This is a genomic window from Burkholderia sp. AW49-1, assembly GCF_053427845.1.
On the sequence record NZ_JBSAXF010000013.1, the window covers coordinates 41,176 to 57,064 of the forward strand.

Consider the following 15,889-nt stretch of genomic DNA (forward strand, 5'->3'; position numbering starts at 1 on the left):
GATCCGCGTTTTTTTATCGCCGCTTTCATGGTCGTGCGACCGGCGTGCGACGCGCCGGGGGAGCCCCCCGGCAGCCGGAGCATTACGAGCCCGTCTTGCGCGCCGTCGTTTTGCGGGCGGCCGTCTTGCGGGCCGGTGCCGGCTTCTCGTCGGCGCCTTCCGTTACGGTTTCGGCATCCTTCGTCGCCGATTTTGCCGTCTTCTTCGCGGCGGCAGCCTTCGGCTCCTTCTTCTCGAACTCGAAACCGATCTTGCCGTCCGGCTGCTTCACGAGGAAGGCCTTGAAGTTGCGGCCCGTGCGCGACGACTTGAAGTTGGGCAGCAAATCCGTGCGCCCGTCGGCCAGCAGCTTCGCCATTTGCTCGCGCGTGATTTCCTGCTGCAGGATCACCTTGCCCGAACGGAAGTCGCAGGTCTTCGGATTCGCGGCCGAGTGCTCGCACACATAGCTCATCCCGTGCTCGAACACGCGGCCCTTGCACTTCGGGCACGCGCCGACCGGTTCCTGCGCGGAGAAGTCGGGCGCCTCGCCTTCCTCGCCGCCCTGGTCCTGGCCGAAGTCGAACTCGAGCTTGTAGTTCTTCGTCTCGTCGTCGAACGAGAGCTTCAGGATCGCCGAGAACGGACGGCCCATCTTGCTGCGGAAGCCGGACAGCGGACCGATGGTCTTCTCCCGCAGCAGTTCCTCGACTTCCGCGATCTCGAATTGCCGGCTGCCCGGAATCTTCGAGATCGAGAACTCGCACTTCGTGCACGCGAAGCGGCGGTAGTTTTCCTTCACCTGGCCGCCGCAGTTCGGGCACGGCGTCTCGAGGGTCGCGTAATCGCCGGGGATCGTGTCGGAATCGTATTCCTTCGCGCGCTTGACGATCTGCTGCGTCATGCGGGCGATTTCCTGCATGAACGCGTCGCGCCCGAGGTTGCCGCGCTCCATCTGCGACAGCTTGTATTCCCATTCGCCGGTGAGCTCGGGCGCGGTCAGCTCCTTCACGCCGAGCCCGCGCAACAGCGTCATCAGCTGGAATGCCTTAGCGGTCGGGATCAGTTCGCGGCCTTCGCGCACGAGATACTTCTCTCCGAGCAGGCCTTCGATGATCGCCGCGCGCGTCGCCGGCGTGCCGAGACCCTTCGCGGCCATCGCCTCGCGCAATTCGTCGTCCTCGACGAGCTTGCCCGCGCCTTCCATCGCCGACAGCAGCGTCGCTTCCGAGTAGCGTGCGGGCGGCTTCGTCACGAGCGCGACCGCGGCGATCTCGTCCGTCTTCACCTTCTCGTCCTTCTGCACCGGCACGAGGTTCGCGTCCGCGCCTTCGGCGTCGCGGCCGTACACCTGCAGCCAGCCCGGCTCCACGAGCACCTTGCCTTCGGTCTTGAAGTGATGGCCGGCGACTTCGGTGATTCGCGTCGTGACGCGGAATTCGGCCGCCGGGAAGAACACGGCGAGGAAGCGCTTCACGACCATGTCGTACAGCTTCTGCTCCGGCTCGGACAGCGACTTCGGCGCCTGCAGCGTCGGGATGATTGCAAAGTGGTCGCTGATCTTCGAGTTGTCGAAGATCCGCTTGTTCGGCTTCACCCAGCCCTTGTCGAGCACCTGCTTCGCGTGCGGCAGGTAGTTGTGGCTCTCCTTGAGCATCTCGAGCGTGGACTGCACCGTCGAGATGTAGTCTTCCGGCAGCGCGCGCGCGTCGGTACGCGGGTACGTCAGTACCTTGTGCTTTTCATAGAGTGCCTGCGCGAGACCGAGCGTGTTCTTCGCGGAGAAGCCAAAGCGGCTGTTCGCCTCGCGCTGCAGGCTCGTCAGGTCGAACAACAGCGGCGACAGCTGGGTCGACGGCTTCGATTCCTCGGACACCGTGCCGACCTGATCGCGGCACGCGGCGACGATCGTTTCGGCGGCCGGCAGGCTCCACAGGCGGGAGTCGCGCTTTTCAGGATCGAATTCGTCGCGCTTGAATTTCGGGTCGAACCACTTGCCTTCGTAGAAACCGCCCGCGCACGCGAACTCGGCCTTCACTTCCCAGTAGTCGCGCGGAATGAAACGGCGGATTTTCTCTTCACGTTCGACGACGATCGACAACGTTGGCGTCTGAACGCGGCCGACGGTCGTCAGGAAGAAGCCGCCGCCCTTGCTGTTGAACGCGGTCATCGCCCGCGTGCCGTTGATCCCGACGAGCCAGTCGGCTTCCGAGCGGCAGCGTGCGGCGTCGGCGAGCGGCTGCATGTCCGTGTCGCTGCGCAGATGCGCGAAACCGTCGCGGATCGCCTGCGGCGTCATCGACTGCAGCCAGAGGCGCTGGACCGGCTGCTTCGCCTTCGCGTGCTGCACGATCAGGCGGAAAATCAGCTCGCCTTCGCGCCCCGCGTCACATGCGTTGATCAGGCGGTCGACGTCCTTGCGCTTCATGAGCTTGGTCAGGACTTTCAGGCGCGACTCGCTTTTTGCGATCGGGTTCAGGTCGAAATGCGGGGGGATGACGGGCAGATGAGCGAAGCTCCATTTCCCGCGCTTGACCTCGTACTCTTCCGGGGCGGCGATTTCCAGCAGGTGGCCGACCGCGGACGACAGGACGAATTCGTCGCTCTCGAAGTATTCGTCATGCTTGGTAAAGCCGCCCAAAGCGCGCGCGATGTCGTTCGCGACAGAAGGCTTTTCCGCAATGATCAGTGCTTTGGACATGACAGATGTGTGTTGGTAGACCGGGTTCGCCGGCGTGGGTCCCTTTTACGACGGCTTTATAGCACACGCCGCGGCGACGGCGGCGCGGCGTGCAAAAAGCGGCTCATCATAGTGGGGGGCCGCAACGGCGGCAAGCGCCCGGCGCGGCGGCACGCGCAACGGCGCGGAAAAGGCTGCCGGGCCGGTGCGCGGCTTACGCCTCGACATTCAGGATGTTGCGCAATTTCGGTGCGTGCGGCGCGCCGGGCACGGCGCTCAGGTCGGACAGCATCCGTTCGACGATCGCCGCGTGCGGCAGCACCGTGCCGAAGAAGCGCGCGGTGTTCGCGTCCTCGATCAGGATCGTCGGGAAATTCTCGACGTCGAGATCGTCGAGCCGGTCGGCATGGGTTTCGACGTCGATCCACGCGAAGCAGGCGTCGGGATGGGCGTCGGCGAGCTGGTCGAAGGCAGTTCGGTAGTCGCGGCAGGTGCCGCACCATTCGGCGCACAGGCAGGCGACCAGCAGCGTGTCGGGATCGGCGAGGCGCTCGGCGATCCGATCGGCATCGGTGTCGAGATTCAGCGCGGGCATGGAATTCCTTGGGGTAGCGTCGGCGGCACGGCCGCCTCTATGCGGGGGACTGTAGCACGCCGGACGCGGGCGGGGTGGGCGTTGCGTCAAGCCGCGCGAAGCGTCCGCCGGGCATGCTAGCGACGCGGCCGGCCAGTTCGAGCCCGAGTAGCGCGCGGTGCAGCGCGTCGTCGGACAGACCGGTGTGCTCGGCAAGCCACTCGTAAGTAACGGGGCCGTATCCCAGTGCGGCGAGCACGGACTGTTCGGCTGGGTTGTCGGTTGGCGTGCCGTCGATCTCGGCGGGCGTGGCGACCGGAATGGCGGCACCTGCCTTCTCGATGTGCTCGCCCGCGCACCGCGCGGCGGTGTCGATTGTTCCACTGTTATCGGGGCGCGAACGTGAATTCTCCGTGCGGCTGGCGTGAACAGCCGGTTCGCCCAACCCGTATTCCTCGAGCACGTCGAGCGGCGTCGTGGTGAGCTTCGCGCCGTCGCGGATCAGCGCGTGGCAGCCCTGCGCGAGCGGCGCGTGGATCGAGCCCGGCATCGCGAACACGTCGCGGCCCAGCTCGTTCGCGAGCCGCGCGGTGATCAGCGAGCCGGAGCGCGGCGCGGCTTCGACGACGAGCGCGCCGAGCGCGAGCGCAGCGATCAGCCGGTTGCGCTGCGGGAAATGCGCCGCCCGCGCGGGTGTGCCGAGCGGCCATTCGGAAACGATCGCGCCGCGCGCGGCAATCTCGTGCGCAAGGGGGCGGTGCCGAGCCGGATAGACGAGATCGGCGCCCGTCGCGATCACCGCGAGCGTGCCGGCGCGGCCGTCGAGCCCGCCGCGATGTGCGGCGCCGTCGATGCCGAGCGCGAGACCGGAGACGATCACGAGGCCCGCATCGGACAGCGCATGCGAGAAGTGTGTGGCGTCTGCGAGCCCCTGCGGCGTCGCGTGTCGGCTGCCGACCACGGCGAGCCCGCGTGCATGCAGCAAGTCGAGCCTGCCTTTTACATATAGCAGCGGTGGCGGATCGTGCAGGTCGCGCAGCCGCGGCGGATAGACGGGATCGTTGAGCGTGACGAGCGCGTTGCCCGGTGCATCGAGCCATGCCAGTGTGGCGTCGGTACGGGCGTCGAGGTCGTTTCGCTCGCTGGTGCGCACCGCCCGCGCGGCGGCAGCGCTGCTCGCCGCACCGATGGCCTGGTCGGATGCGCGCAGCAGCGCCGTCGGCGAGCCGAATGCATCGAGCAGCGCACGCAGCACGGCGGGCGGGAGTCCCGGCGCATGCGCGAGCTGCAACCACGCACGCAACGCGGAGGTCGTCAGCGCTTGCGGCGACATGAGGTTCCCCTCGAATGTGCCGACCAGCGAACAGTGTGGCGCCATGATAAAATTTTCATCATCCGAAATACTCGACAGGGGCCGCGCGCATGAGCGTCCGGCCAATTGCGTGAGGCAGACCCGCGGCGTTGACATACCGCGCGTCCGCCTCATCTTCATTGCATCCCGGCGGCGGCGCCAGCCAGCCGGATGGCCGATGCGGCGCGCCGCTCCACCGAATACCGAACACCATGGCTTTGCTGAACATTCTTCATTACCCCGACAAGCGGCTGCACAAGGTCGCCAAGCCCGTCGACAAGGTCGACGACCGGATCCGCAAGCTCGTCGCCGACATGGCCGAAACCATGTACGCCGCGCCGGGCATCGGCCTCGCAGCGACGCAGGTCGACGTGCACGAGCGTGTGATCGTGATCGACGTCTCCGAGGAGAAGAACGAGCTGCGCGCGTTCATCAACCCCGAGATCATCTGGTCGAGCGACGTGAAACAGATCTACGAGGAGGGCTGCCTGTCGGTGCCCGGGATCTACGACGAAGTCGAGCGTCCCGACCACGTGCGCGTGCGTGCGCTCAACGAGCGGGGCGAGACCTTCGAGCTCGACTGCGAGGGCCTTCTCGCCGTGTGCGTGCAGCACGAGATGGATCACCTGATGGGGCGCGTGTTCGTCGAATACCTGTCGCCGCTGAAGCAGACCCGTATCAAGACGAAGATGAAGAAACTCGAACGCGCGATGTGACGCGCGTTTGCCCAGCCCGATCCCGAACGCTTTCATGACCCATACGTTGCGCGTGATTTTTGCCGGCACGCCGGAATTCGCCGCGGCCGCACTCGCCGCTATCCACGAGGCCGGTTTTCCGGTGCCGCTCGTGCTCACCCAGCCCGACCGCCCCGCCGGGCGTGGGATGAAGCTGCAGGCGAGCGCCGTGAAGCGCTATGCCGTCGAGCACGGGATGCCCGTCGCGCAGCCAACGTCGCTGCGCCGCGCGGGCAAGTACCCGCAGGAAGCGGCCGACGCGATCGAGCTGCTGCGCGCGACACCGCACGACGTGATGGTGGTCGCCGCATACGGCCTGCTGCTGCCGCAGGAGGTGCTCGACATTCCGCGCGCCGGCTGCATCAACATCCACGCGTCGCTGCTGCCGCGCTGGCGCGGCGCCGCGCCGATCCATCGCGCGATCGAAGCCGGTGACGCCGAGACGGGCGTCACGCTGATGCAGATGGACGTCGGCCTCGACACCGGCGCGATGATCGAGGAAGCGCGCCTCACGATCGCGCCCGACGATACGACCGCGACGCTTCACGACCGGCTGGCCGCCGACGGTGCGCGCCTGATCGTCGACGCGCTGGTGCGGCTCGAGCGCGACGGCGCGCTGCCCGCCACTCCGCAGCCGGCCGACGGCGTGACCTACGCGGAAAAGATCGGCAAGCACGAAGCGGCGCTCGACTGGCGCAAGCCGGCCGACGTGCTCGCGCGCCAGGTGCGCGCGTTCGACCCGTTCCCGGGCGGCGTCGCGATGCTCGACGGCGCGGCAATCAAGCTGTGGGCGGCCGAGCCGGTGGCGGCGCGCGGCGCGCTTGTCGACACGGCGCCCGGCACGATCGTCGAGGCTGCGCCGGAAGGTGTTGTCGTCGCGTGCGGCGATGGCGGCGCGCTGCGCGTCACGCAACTGCAGAAGCCGGGCGGCAAGCGGCTGCCCGCGCGCGAATTCCTGGCCGGCTCGCCGCTCGCCGCGGGCCAGCGCTTCGCGTTGCCCGACGGGCTTTGAGCGTCATTCGACCCGACATGCCGATCATGCGCAATCGGCCGAATGGCCGAGTCGCGCGGCGCGGCAGGCGCGCGTAGAATTTCCCTGCGCTTTCCGGTTTCGAGGTTCTCATGCTTGGCATCACCCATTTCGGCTTTTTCGTGCTCGCGGTTTTCCTGTTGAACGTCACGCCCGGCCCCGATACGGCGTACATCGTCGGCCGCAGCGTCGCGCAGGGCCGTGGCGCGGGGCTGATGTCCGCGCTTGGCATCTCCGCCGGCTGCTGCGTTCACGCGCTTGCGTGCGCGTTCGGCCTGACCGCGCTGCTCGCGGCGTCGGCCGCCGCGTTCACGGTGATCAAGCTGGTCGGTGCCGCTTACCTGATTTACCTCGGCGTGCGCATGATCCTCGCGAAGCAGGCCGCCGCGCCGGCAGGCGCCGAGGCGGCGCGGGCCACGGCCGCGAAGCCGCTGCGCCAGCTGTTCATGCAGGGTTTCTGGACCAACGTGCTGAACCCGAAGGTCGTGCTGTTCTTCGTGTCGTTCTTCCCGCAGTTCGTGTCGGCCGACAGCCCGCACAAGGCGCTGGCGTTCCTGGCACTCGGTTCGGTGTTCGTCGTGATGAGCACGATCTGGACCTGCATCGTCGCGTGGGTTGCGGGCAGCGTCACGCAGCGCTTTTCCGGCAAGCCGGGTGTCAAGAAGTGGCTTGACCGCACGGTGGGCAGCGCCTTCGTCGGCCTCGGGCTGCGGCTCGCGGCGACGCAACGCTGATATTGAATTTTTCCGGCAAGACCTTATCTAACAAATCACTTACAATTTTCCGCTGTGCATCGTGATGTGCGGCGGGTCCCCTGACGGATAAGGAGTGGGTATGTTCAATTGGGTCAAAACGGCGATGCTGATGGCCGCGATCACGGCCCTGTTCATCGTGATCGGCGGCATGATCGGCGGCTCGCGCGGCATGACGATCGCGCTGCTGTTCGCGCTCGGCATGAATTTCTTCTCGTACTGGTTCTCCGACAAGATGGTGCTGCGCATGTACAACGCGCAGGAAGTCGACGAGAACACGGCGCCGCAGTTTTACCGGATGGTGCGCGAGCTCGCCACGCGTGCGAACCTGCCGATGCCGCGCGTTTACCTGATCAATGAGGACGCGCCGAACGCGTTCGCCACGGGCCGCAACCCCGAGCACGCTGCGGTCGCCGCAACGACGGGCATCTTGCGTGTGCTGTCCGAGCGCGAGATGCGTGGCGTGATGGCGCATGAGCTCGCGCACGTGAAGCATCGCGACATCCTGATTTCGACGATCACCGCGACGATGGCGGGCGCGATTTCGGCGCTGGCCAACTTCGCGATGTTCTTCGGCGGTCGCGACGAAAACGGCCGTCCGGCCAACCCGATCGCGGGGATTGCGGTCGCGTTGCTCGCACCGATCGCCGGTGCGCTGATCCAGATGGCGATTTCGCGAGCGCGCGAGTTCGAGGCCGACCGCGGCGGCGCGCAGATCTCCGGCGATCCGCAGTCGCTCGCCACCGCGCTCGACAAGATCCATCGCTATGCGGCCGGCATCCCGTTCCAGGCGGCCGAAGCGCATCCGGCCACCGCACAGATGATGATCATGAATCCGCTTCACGGCGGCGGTCTGCAGAATCTGTTCTCCACGCACCCGGCGACCGAGGAGCGCATCGCGCGTCTGATGGAGATGGCGCGTACCGGCCGCTTCGACTAAGTCGCGTCGCGCTCGACACATCACCCCGCATGCCCTGCGCTGCGGGGTTTCTCATTTGTGCGCCCCATAAAGGGGCTGCATGACCTCACGCTACAATGCGCGGTTTGGAATCACGGCGGTCACGCGGCCGCCGGGTTCCCGCCGCTCGCGGCGCCCGTTTGCCGATTTTTCTCCGATGACACGAACCCGCTCCTCCGCTCAGTCTTCCTCCGGCCGCGCCGCGCGCCTGTCCGCGCTGCATCTCGCGCCCGATTCGCTGGGCTTCGCGCTCGACGCGGCCGCGCAGGCCGTCGATGCGGTGCGGCGCGGCACCGCGCTGCCGGCGGCACTGGCCGCGGTGTTCGCGCAGATGCCGGCCGGCGCGCAGGCGCTGGCGCGCGGCGCGACGCAGGACGTCGCGTACCGGACGATGCGTCGTCTCGGCAGTGCGGACTGGCTGATCGGCCGGCTCGTCAGCAAGGCGCCGGCCGCGCATGTGCATGCGGTGCTCGCCGGTGCGCTTGCTCTGTTGCTCGATCCGGAGGAAGCGGCCGCGTATCCGGCATTCACGATTGTCGACCAGGCCGTGACCGTGATCGGAGCACGGCGCGAATTTGCGTTCGCGAAGGGGCTGGTCAACGCTGTGCTGCGGCGTTTCCAGCGTGAGCGCGACGCGCTCGTCGCGGCGATGCAGGACGATCCCGTCGCACGCTGGAATTACCGCGCCTGGTGGGTCGACGCGGTGAAGCGTGCATGGCCGGACGCCTGGCAGGCGATCCTTGCGGCCGGCGAACGCCAGGGGCCGCTGACGCTGCGCGTGAACGCGCGCCGCGCGACCGTCGACGCGTATCTCGACACGCTGCGCGCGAGCGGGATCGAAGCGACCGCGATCGGCCGCCACGCGGTGCGGCTCGCGTCGGCGCTGCCGGTCGACCGCATTCCGGGCTTCGCCGACGGCGTCGTGTCGGTGCAGGATGCCGGTGCACAGCTCGCGGCCGAATGGCTCGGTGCGCGCGACGGCATGCGCGTGCTCGACGCGTGCGCGGCTCCGGGCGGCAAGACTGGGCATATCCTCGAACTGGCCGACGCCGAAGTCGTTGCACTCGAAAGCGACGCGACGCGCGCGGCGCGCATCGGCGAGAACCTCGCGCGTCTGTCGCTCGCGGCGGACGTGCGCGTCGGCGATGCGGGCGCGCCGGACGCGTGGTACGACGGCCGTCCGTTCGACCGCGTCCTGGCTGACGTGCCGTGCTCGGCGTCCGGTATCGTGCGTCGCCATCCCGATATTCGCTGGCTGCGCCGCGAAGCCGACATCGCCGCGCTCGTCGCGGAGCAGCGGCGCATCCTGACGGCGTTGTGGCCGCTCGTGAAACCGGGCGGCGAATTGCTCTACGTGACCTGTTCGATCTTCCCCGAGGAAGGTGAGTTGCAGGCTCGCTGGTTTGAAGCGGCCTGTGAAGATGCGGTACGATTGGACGCGCCCGGCCAACTGCTGCCGGGCGGCGTGCACGGCGGGGCGGCCGGCGCACTCGACCAGAACACCGATCACGACGGATTTTTCTACGCGCGGTTTCAGAAACGGTGACGATCAAACACCTTTTTCCACTTCGGCTCGCGGCCGTCCTGCTGGTCGCATTGGCGCTGTGCCTGACTGTCGTTCGGCCGGCGCGTGCCGAGTCGATCGCCGTGCAGCGCGCATCGCTGCAGGCTGACGGAAGCGGCTGGAGCCTCGATGCCCGCTTCGATTTCGAGCTGAATCCGAACCTCGAGGATGCCGTCAACAAGGGTATCCCGCTTTACTTCACGACCGACTTCGAACTGGGCCGCGCGCGCTGGTACTGGTTCGACGAGCAGCCGGTGTCGGTATCGCAGACGATCCGCCTGTCGTTCCAGCCGCTCACGCGCGAGTACCGCGTGTCGACGGGCGGGCTGCAACTCGGCTTCCCGTCGCTGAAGGACGCGCTCGCGGTCGTCCGGCACATCACGTCGTGGCACGTGATCGACCGCAACCAGGTGCGCGCCGGCGAAACCTACACCGCCTCGGTGCGGATGCAGCTCGATACGGCGCTGATGCCGAAGCCGTTCCAGGTCGACGCGGTGAACAACCGCGACTGGACGCTCGGGTCGGACTGGAAACGCTTCACTTTCACGGTGACCGAACGTGCTAAATAAAGTGCGCCGCGCGGCCAGCGGGAAGAGTCTCCTCATTCGCGTGATCGTCTCGACCGTCGCGCTCACGGCGCTGCTGCTGCTCGTGCTGCTCGCGGCCGCGAGCGCGAACACCGAATTCTTCGACCGCTACTACTCGTGGCTGTACGCGATGAACATCATCGTCGCGCTCGTGTTCCTGCTGGTGGTGCTCGGGCTGATCGGGATGATCGTCGTGCGCCTGAGGAAGGGCAAGTTCGGCACGCGGCTGCTCGCGAAGCTCGCGGTGTTCTTCGCGCTCGTCGGCGTGGTGCCGGGCGGGATCATCTACATCGTGTCGTACCAGTTCGTGTCGCGCAGTATCGAGTCGTGGTTCGACGTGAACGTCGAGACCGCGCTGACGGCCGGCCTGAACCTCGGCCGCGGGATGCTCGACGCGTCGCTGTCCGACCTGCAGACGAAGGCGCGGCTGATGTCGGACCAGCTCGCGAGCGTCGACGCGAACACGAACGGCACGACGCTCACGCTCTTGCGCCTGCGCGATCAGTTCGGCGTGCAGGATGCGACGATTGTCGAGCCGAGCCGCGGCGGCTCCGGCGCGGCGCCCGACCTGCACATCGTCGCGCAGGCATCGGGCAATTTCGCCGCGCTGATTCCGGACGACCTGCCGACGCCGCTGATGCTGAGCCAGGCGCGCGAACACGGCGCGTATGCGGCGATCGAGGGCGAGGTCGACGGCGACCCGCGCGCGCATGGCGCGAAGGGCGCGCTGCGGCTGCGCGTCGTGCGGCCGATTCCCGATGCGTCGACGTCGCTGCTGCAACCGGCGGAGCGATTCCTGCAGCTCACGCAACCGGTGCCGCCCACGCTCGCGCACAACGCCGACGCGGTGCAGCGCGCGTATCGCGAATATCAGGAAAAATCGCTCGGCCGCACCGGGCTGCGCAAGATGTACATCGGCACGCTGACGCTCGCGCTGTTCCTCGCGACCTTCATCGCGATGATGCTCGCGCTTGCGCTCGGCCAGCAGCTCGCCCGGCCGCTGTTCCTGCTCGCGCAGGGCACGAAGGAGGTCACGGAAGGCGACTACACGCCGAAGCGCGAGATCAAGTCGCGCGACGAGCTCGGCTTCCTCACGCAGTCGTTCAACGCGATGACGCGCCAGCTGTCCGAGGCGCGGCAGGCGGTCGAGAAGAACCGCGTCGCGCTCGAGCATTCGAAGACGTATCTCGAGAGCATCCTCGCGAACCTGACGGCCGGCGTGTTCGTGCTCGACCGCCAGTTCCGGCTGACGACGGCCAACCGCGGCGCCGAGCGGATCTTCCGGCAGCCGTTCAGCTCGATGATCGGCACGGCGCTCGACCGGATCGGCGTCGTCGCGGAATTCGGCGCGATGGTGCGCAAGGCGTTCGCCGATCGCGAAGCGGCTTCGGATGGCGGCAGCGGCGATCGCGGTCACTGGCAGCAGCAATTCGCGATCGAGGTGCCCGGCGAAGCCGATCCGCTGACCCTGCTCGTGCGCGGCACGCGCCTCGTGTCGACGGTCGAGGGCGAGGCCGACGATCCGCAAACGTCCGGCTACGTCGTCGTGTTCGACGACATCTCCGACGTGATTTCCGCGCAGCGTTCGGTCGCATGGGGCGAGGTCGCGCGGCGGCTCGCGCACGAGATCAAGAACCCCCTGACGCCGATCCAGCTGTCGGCCGAGCGGCTGCAGATGAAGCTGTCCGACAAGCTCGCACCGCCCGATGCGGACGTGCTCAAGCGCGGCGCGACGATGATCGTCAACCAGGTGGCCGCGATGAAGCGGATGGTCGACGACTTCCGCGAATATGCGCGCACGCCGCCGGCGGTGCTCGCGAACCTGCAGCTGAACGAACTGGCGAGCGAGGTGCTCGGGCTGTATGGTGTCGGCGAAGGCAAGAGCGCGATCGTCGCCGAGCTCGCGCCGTCGCTGCCGGTGATTCGCGGCGACGCGACGCAACTGCGCCAGGTGATTCACAACCTGCTGCAGAACGCGCAGGATTCGGTCGCGGAAGTCGCGCATCCGCGTGTGTTGATCGAAACCAAGACAGTAGAATATGGCGATCCCGACGCCGAGGGCAAAACGCGCGTCGCGGTACGTCTTACCGTGTCCGACAACGGGCCCGGTTTTCCGGCACGCATCCTGACCCGTGCGTTCGAGCCTTACGTGACGACGAAGGCGAAGGGCACGGGGCTCGGGCTGGCCACGGTCAAGAAAATCGTCGACGAGCACGGTGCGCGGATCGATCTGCGCAATCGCATGCACGGCGAGACCGTCGAGGGTGCGCAGGTGTCGATCCTGTTCCTGCAGATGGCGAGCGATACGCCAGGCGCCGAATCCGGCGCGCAGGGCGGGACGGCTCCCGCCAAGACAAAAGCAAGTGTGCAGACAAAGGCAGCGTAAATGGCAACCATCCTGGTGGTAGATGATGAAATGGGCATCCGGGAATTGCTCTCGGAGATCCTCAGCGATGAAGGACATGTCGTCGAGGCGGCGGAGAACGCGCAGGCCGCGCGGGAATACCGCCTGAATCAGGCGCCCGATCTCGTGCTGCTCGATATCTGGATGCCCGATACCGACGGCGTCACGCTGCTCAAGGAATGGGCGGCGCAGGGCCTGTTGACGATGCCCGTGATCATGATGTCCGGGCACGCGACGATCGACACGGCCGTCGAAGCGACGAAGATCGGTGCACTCGATTTCCTCGAGAAGCCGATCGCGCTGCAGAAGCTGCTGAAGTCCGTCGAACACGGTCTCGCGCGCGGCGCGGCACCGGCGTCCGTCAACGCGGCGGCGAAAGCCGGTGTCGGGCAAGCATCGGGGCCGGCTGCAGTTGCGTCCGCGGCCGCGCTGCCGATGCTCGGCGACGACATGGTCACGGCGCTCGGCCTCGCGGGCCAGACGGCCGCGATTCCGTTCGACATCCCGTTGCGCGAGGCGCGCGACGCATTCGAGCGCGCGTACTTCGAATATCACCTCGCGCGCGAGAACGGCAGCATGACGCGCGTCGCGGAAAAGACGGGCCTCGAGCGCACGCACCTCTATCGCAAGCTCAAGCAGCTTGGCGTCGAGCTCGGCAAGAAGCCGTCCGAAGGCGCCGCATAAAATATTTCGCGAAAACACTTGCGCAAATGATGGGGGCTGGATATACTTTGCCTTCTTCGTTGGCCCGGTAGCTCAGTTGGTAGAGCAGCGGATTGAAAATCCGCGTGTCGATGGTTCGATTCCGTCCCAGGCCACCAGCAGTTCCAACCCCAAGAATCGGAAGATTCTTGGGGTTTTTCGTTTGTGGTGGGTTTGCGCGGCATCGGCGGCGCGCCCGGCAGCATTTGCCGGGGCGTGATAAAATCCGTGCCCGCTCAATGACTTAGCGCATCGCTTCATGCGCACGGCAGGGCAGCCCGCAGGCGCCGCCGTGACGCGCGGCAACGATGCCGCGCGATGGGCGGTATAAGCGCGCCACCGCGTTGGCGGCCGATCGCGCTGCCTATACTGGTCGAGCCGGCGCAGGCCGGCACGCGTCGGGCCGCCCGGCGGCAGCCGGCCCCGGGGCGCAGCGCGACGCGAGCCTACACATTCACGGAGTATCACGGTGATTCGGACAGACGCTAAAGACGGCGCGCTCGTGTTGTTTTCCGGCGGGCAGGACTCGGCCACGTGCGTGGCCTGGGCACTGGAACGCTACCAGACGGTCGAGACGCTCGGCTTCGATTACGGCCAGCGCCATCGCGTCGAACTCGAATGTCGCGAAAGCGTGCGCGATGCGCTGAAGCGTCAGTTTCCCGCGTGGGCGGACCGCCTCGGCGACGATCACATGATCGATCTGTCGGTGCTCGGCGCGATCAGCGATACGGCGATGACGCGCACGATCGAGATCGAGACCGCGGCGAACGGCTTGCCGAATACGTTCGTGCCGGGCCGTAACCTGCTGTTCATGACGATCGCGGCCGCGATCGCCTATCGCCGCGGTCTGCGCGTGCTGGTGGGCGGGATGTGCGAGACCGATTTTTCGGGCTACCCGGACTGTCGCGACGACACGATGAAGGCGCTGCAGGTCGCGCTGAACCTCGGGATGGACACGCGCGTCGTGCTCGAGACCCCGCTGATGTGGCTGGACAAGGCGCAGACGTGGCAACTCGCCGAGCAACTCGGCGGCGAGGCACTCGTCGAGCTGATCCGCGTCGAGACGCACACGTGCTACGTGGGCGAGCGCGCGGAGCTGCACGCGTGGGGCTTCGGCTGCGGCGAATGCCCGGCCTGCAAGCTGCGCAAGCGCGGCTACGAGGCTTACCTGAAGGGCGAGCGGGTGACCGAAGCACCGCTGTGATGCGGGTGTGCAGGCGGCGCTGGATGAACAACGGATTCTGATCGACAACGAGCGGCGCGAGCCGGACGAAGCACGATGACTTACGCGGTCAAGGAAATTTTCTACACGTTGCAGGGCGAGGGCGCGAACGCGGGCCGTCCGGCCGTGTTCTGCCGGTTCGCCGGCTGCAATCTGTGGTCGGGCCGTGAAGAGGATCGTGCGGACGCCGTGTGCCGTTTCTGCGATACGGACTTCGTCGGCACCGACGGCGAGAACGGCGGCAAGTTCAAGGACGCCGAAGCGCTCGTCGCGACGATCGCGGGCTTGTGGCCGGACGGCGAAGCGCATCGCTTCGTCGTCTGCACGGGCGGCGAGCCGATGCTGCAACTCGACCAGCCGCTCGTCGACGCGCTGCATGCGGCGGGCTTCGAGATCGCGATCGAGACCAACGGCTCGCTGCCGGTGCTCGAGACGATCGACTGGATCTGCGTGAGCCCGAAGGCCGACGCGCCGCTCGTCGTCACGAAGGGCAACGAACTGAAGGTCGTGATCCCGCAGGACAACCAGCGGCTCGCCGACTACGCGAAGCTCGATTTCGAGTATTTTCTCGTGCAGCCGATGGACGGCCCGTCGCGCGATCTCAATACGAAGCTCGCGATCGACTGGTGCAAGCGGCATCCGCAGTGGCGGCTGTCGATGCAGACCCACAAATATCTGAACATTCCCTGAGCCACGGCTTTTGACATCGTGCTGATTACCCGAAAACTCGAATTCGACGCGGGCCACCGCATTCCCGATCACCGCAGCCAGTGCCGGAACCTGCACGGCCACCGCTACGTGCTCGAAGTCACGCTGCGCGGCGATCTCGTCGATACCGAGGGGGCGCCCGATCGCGGCATGGTGATGGATTTCGCCGACGTGAAGGCGCTCGCGGTCGAGCACCTCGTCAACAAGTGGGACCACGCGTTCCTGGTCTATGCGCGTGACGAAGTCGTGCGCTCGTTCCTCGAGCAGATGGCCGACCACAAGACCGTCGTGCTCGACCGGATCCCGACCGTCGAGAACCTCGCGGCGATCGCGTTCGACATCCTCGCGAACGTGTACGACGCGCACTACGGCGTGAACCTGCGCCTGGAACGCGTGCGTCTGTACGAAACGCCGAACTGCTGGGCCGACGTCGAGCGCCAGCCCGGCCGCTGATCCCGCCTTTTCGGCAGCCTCGCCAACCGGCGCGGGCTGCTTGCCACCGCGCCGGTCGGCCACGTCCGGCGCTGCTTCCCGCCTGTTCCCACATTCCGCGTAACGCCGCGCTATGATCGCTGCGTGGCACCGGAAAACGCATCCGTGTACCAGCGCGCGGCCCGCGCTGTCAGATCGGCCGCCCACGGCCG

Annotated in this window: 14 protein-coding genes and 1 tRNA gene; 12 read left to right on the forward strand and 3 right to left on the reverse strand. The window is 67.0% G+C overall.

Features of this window, described 5'->3' with window-relative positions; translation table 11 throughout:
• Positions 1–82 precede the first annotated feature (82 nt).
• The 3 genes from ACV22W_RS20255 to dprA form a co-directional block, all read right to left on the reverse strand.
• Positions 83–2,680 carry a DNA topoisomerase III gene (locus tag ACV22W_RS20255; RefSeq protein ID WP_448021289.1) on the reverse strand — a complete coding sequence of 866 codons (2,598 nt, stop codon included), beginning with the start codon at positions 2,678–2,680 and terminating at the stop codon, positions 83–85.
• Between the two features lie 193 nt (positions 2,681–2,873).
• Positions 2,874–3,254, reverse strand: coding sequence for a thioredoxin family protein (locus ACV22W_RS20260; RefSeq protein WP_059534911.1), 381 nt, complete (start codon positions 3,252–3,254; stop codon positions 2,874–2,876).
• A 37-nt stretch (positions 3,255–3,291) separates the two neighbouring features.
• On the reverse strand, positions 3,292–4,611 hold the full coding sequence (gene dprA / locus ACV22W_RS20265) for a DNA-processing protein DprA (protein ID WP_448021291.1): 1,320 nt from the start codon (positions 4,609–4,611) through the stop codon (positions 3,292–3,294).
• A 185-nt stretch (positions 4,612–4,796) separates the two neighbouring features.
• Here dprA and def point away from each other — a divergent pair, with 185 nt between their 5' ends.
• From def to queD, 12 genes are all read left to right on the forward strand, one after another.
• Positions 4,797–5,300, forward strand: coding sequence for a peptide deformylase (def, locus tag ACV22W_RS20270; RefSeq protein WP_448021293.1), 504 nt, complete (start codon positions 4,797–4,799; stop codon positions 5,298–5,300).
• Between the two features lie 34 nt (positions 5,301–5,334).
• Positions 5,335–6,330: a methionyl-tRNA formyltransferase gene (gene fmt, locus ACV22W_RS20275; protein ID WP_448021295.1), complete on the forward strand. Its 996-nt coding sequence runs from the start codon at positions 5,335–5,337 to the stop codon at positions 6,328–6,330.
• A 110-nt stretch (positions 6,331–6,440) separates the two neighbouring features.
• A complete protein-coding gene (locus tag ACV22W_RS20280) occupies positions 6,441–7,082 on the forward strand; it encodes a LysE family translocator (RefSeq protein ID WP_448021297.1) in 642 nt (213 codons plus the stop codon).
• 100 nt (positions 7,083–7,182) lie between these two features.
• A complete protein-coding gene (gene htpX, locus ACV22W_RS20285; RefSeq protein ID WP_006485774.1) occupies positions 7,183–8,040 on the forward strand; it encodes a zinc metalloprotease HtpX in 858 nt (285 codons plus the stop codon).
• Positions 8,041–8,215: 175 nt separating this feature from the next.
• The gene (gene rsmB, locus ACV22W_RS20290; RefSeq protein WP_448021299.1) at positions 8,216–9,604 is read left to right on the forward strand and encodes a 16S rRNA (cytosine(967)-C(5))-methyltransferase RsmB; all 1,389 of its coding nucleotides are present in this window, start codon (positions 8,216–8,218) and stop codon (positions 9,602–9,604) included.
• Entirely contained in the window at positions 9,601–10,191 is a 591-nt protein-coding gene (locus ACV22W_RS20295) for a DUF4390 domain-containing protein (RefSeq protein WP_059607510.1), read from the forward strand. The genes rsmB and ACV22W_RS20295 overlap by 4 nt, the downstream gene beginning before the upstream one ends.
• Positions 10,181–12,595: a sensor histidine kinase EsaS gene (esaS, locus tag ACV22W_RS20300; protein ID WP_448021301.1), complete on the forward strand. Its 2,415-nt coding sequence runs from the start codon at positions 10,181–10,183 to the stop codon at positions 12,593–12,595. The genes ACV22W_RS20295 and esaS overlap by 11 nt, the downstream gene beginning before the upstream one ends.
• On the forward strand, positions 12,596–13,297 hold the full coding sequence (gene esaR, locus ACV22W_RS20305; RefSeq protein WP_448021302.1) for a response regulator transcription factor EsaR: 702 nt from the start codon (positions 12,596–12,598) through the stop codon (positions 13,295–13,297). It abuts the gene before it with no gap.
• Between the two features lie 61 nt (positions 13,298–13,358).
• Positions 13,359–13,434, forward strand: a tRNA-Phe gene (locus tag ACV22W_RS20310).
• 350 nt (positions 13,435–13,784) lie between these two features.
• The gene (gene queC, locus ACV22W_RS20315; RefSeq protein ID WP_448021304.1) at positions 13,785–14,519 is read left to right on the forward strand and encodes a 7-cyano-7-deazaguanine synthase QueC; all 735 of its coding nucleotides are present in this window, start codon (positions 13,785–13,787) and stop codon (positions 14,517–14,519) included.
• A gap of 75 nt (positions 14,520–14,594) precedes the next feature.
• Complete coding sequence (gene queE / locus ACV22W_RS20320; RefSeq protein ID WP_059468636.1) at positions 14,595–15,227, forward strand: 7-carboxy-7-deazaguanine synthase; 633 nt, start codon at positions 14,595–14,597, stop codon at positions 15,225–15,227.
• A gap of 18 nt (positions 15,228–15,245) precedes the next feature.
• A complete protein-coding gene (gene queD / locus ACV22W_RS20325; protein ID WP_044847357.1) occupies positions 15,246–15,698 on the forward strand; it encodes a 6-carboxytetrahydropterin synthase QueD in 453 nt (150 codons plus the stop codon).
• The last annotated feature ends 191 nt before the right edge of the window (positions 15,699–15,889 follow it).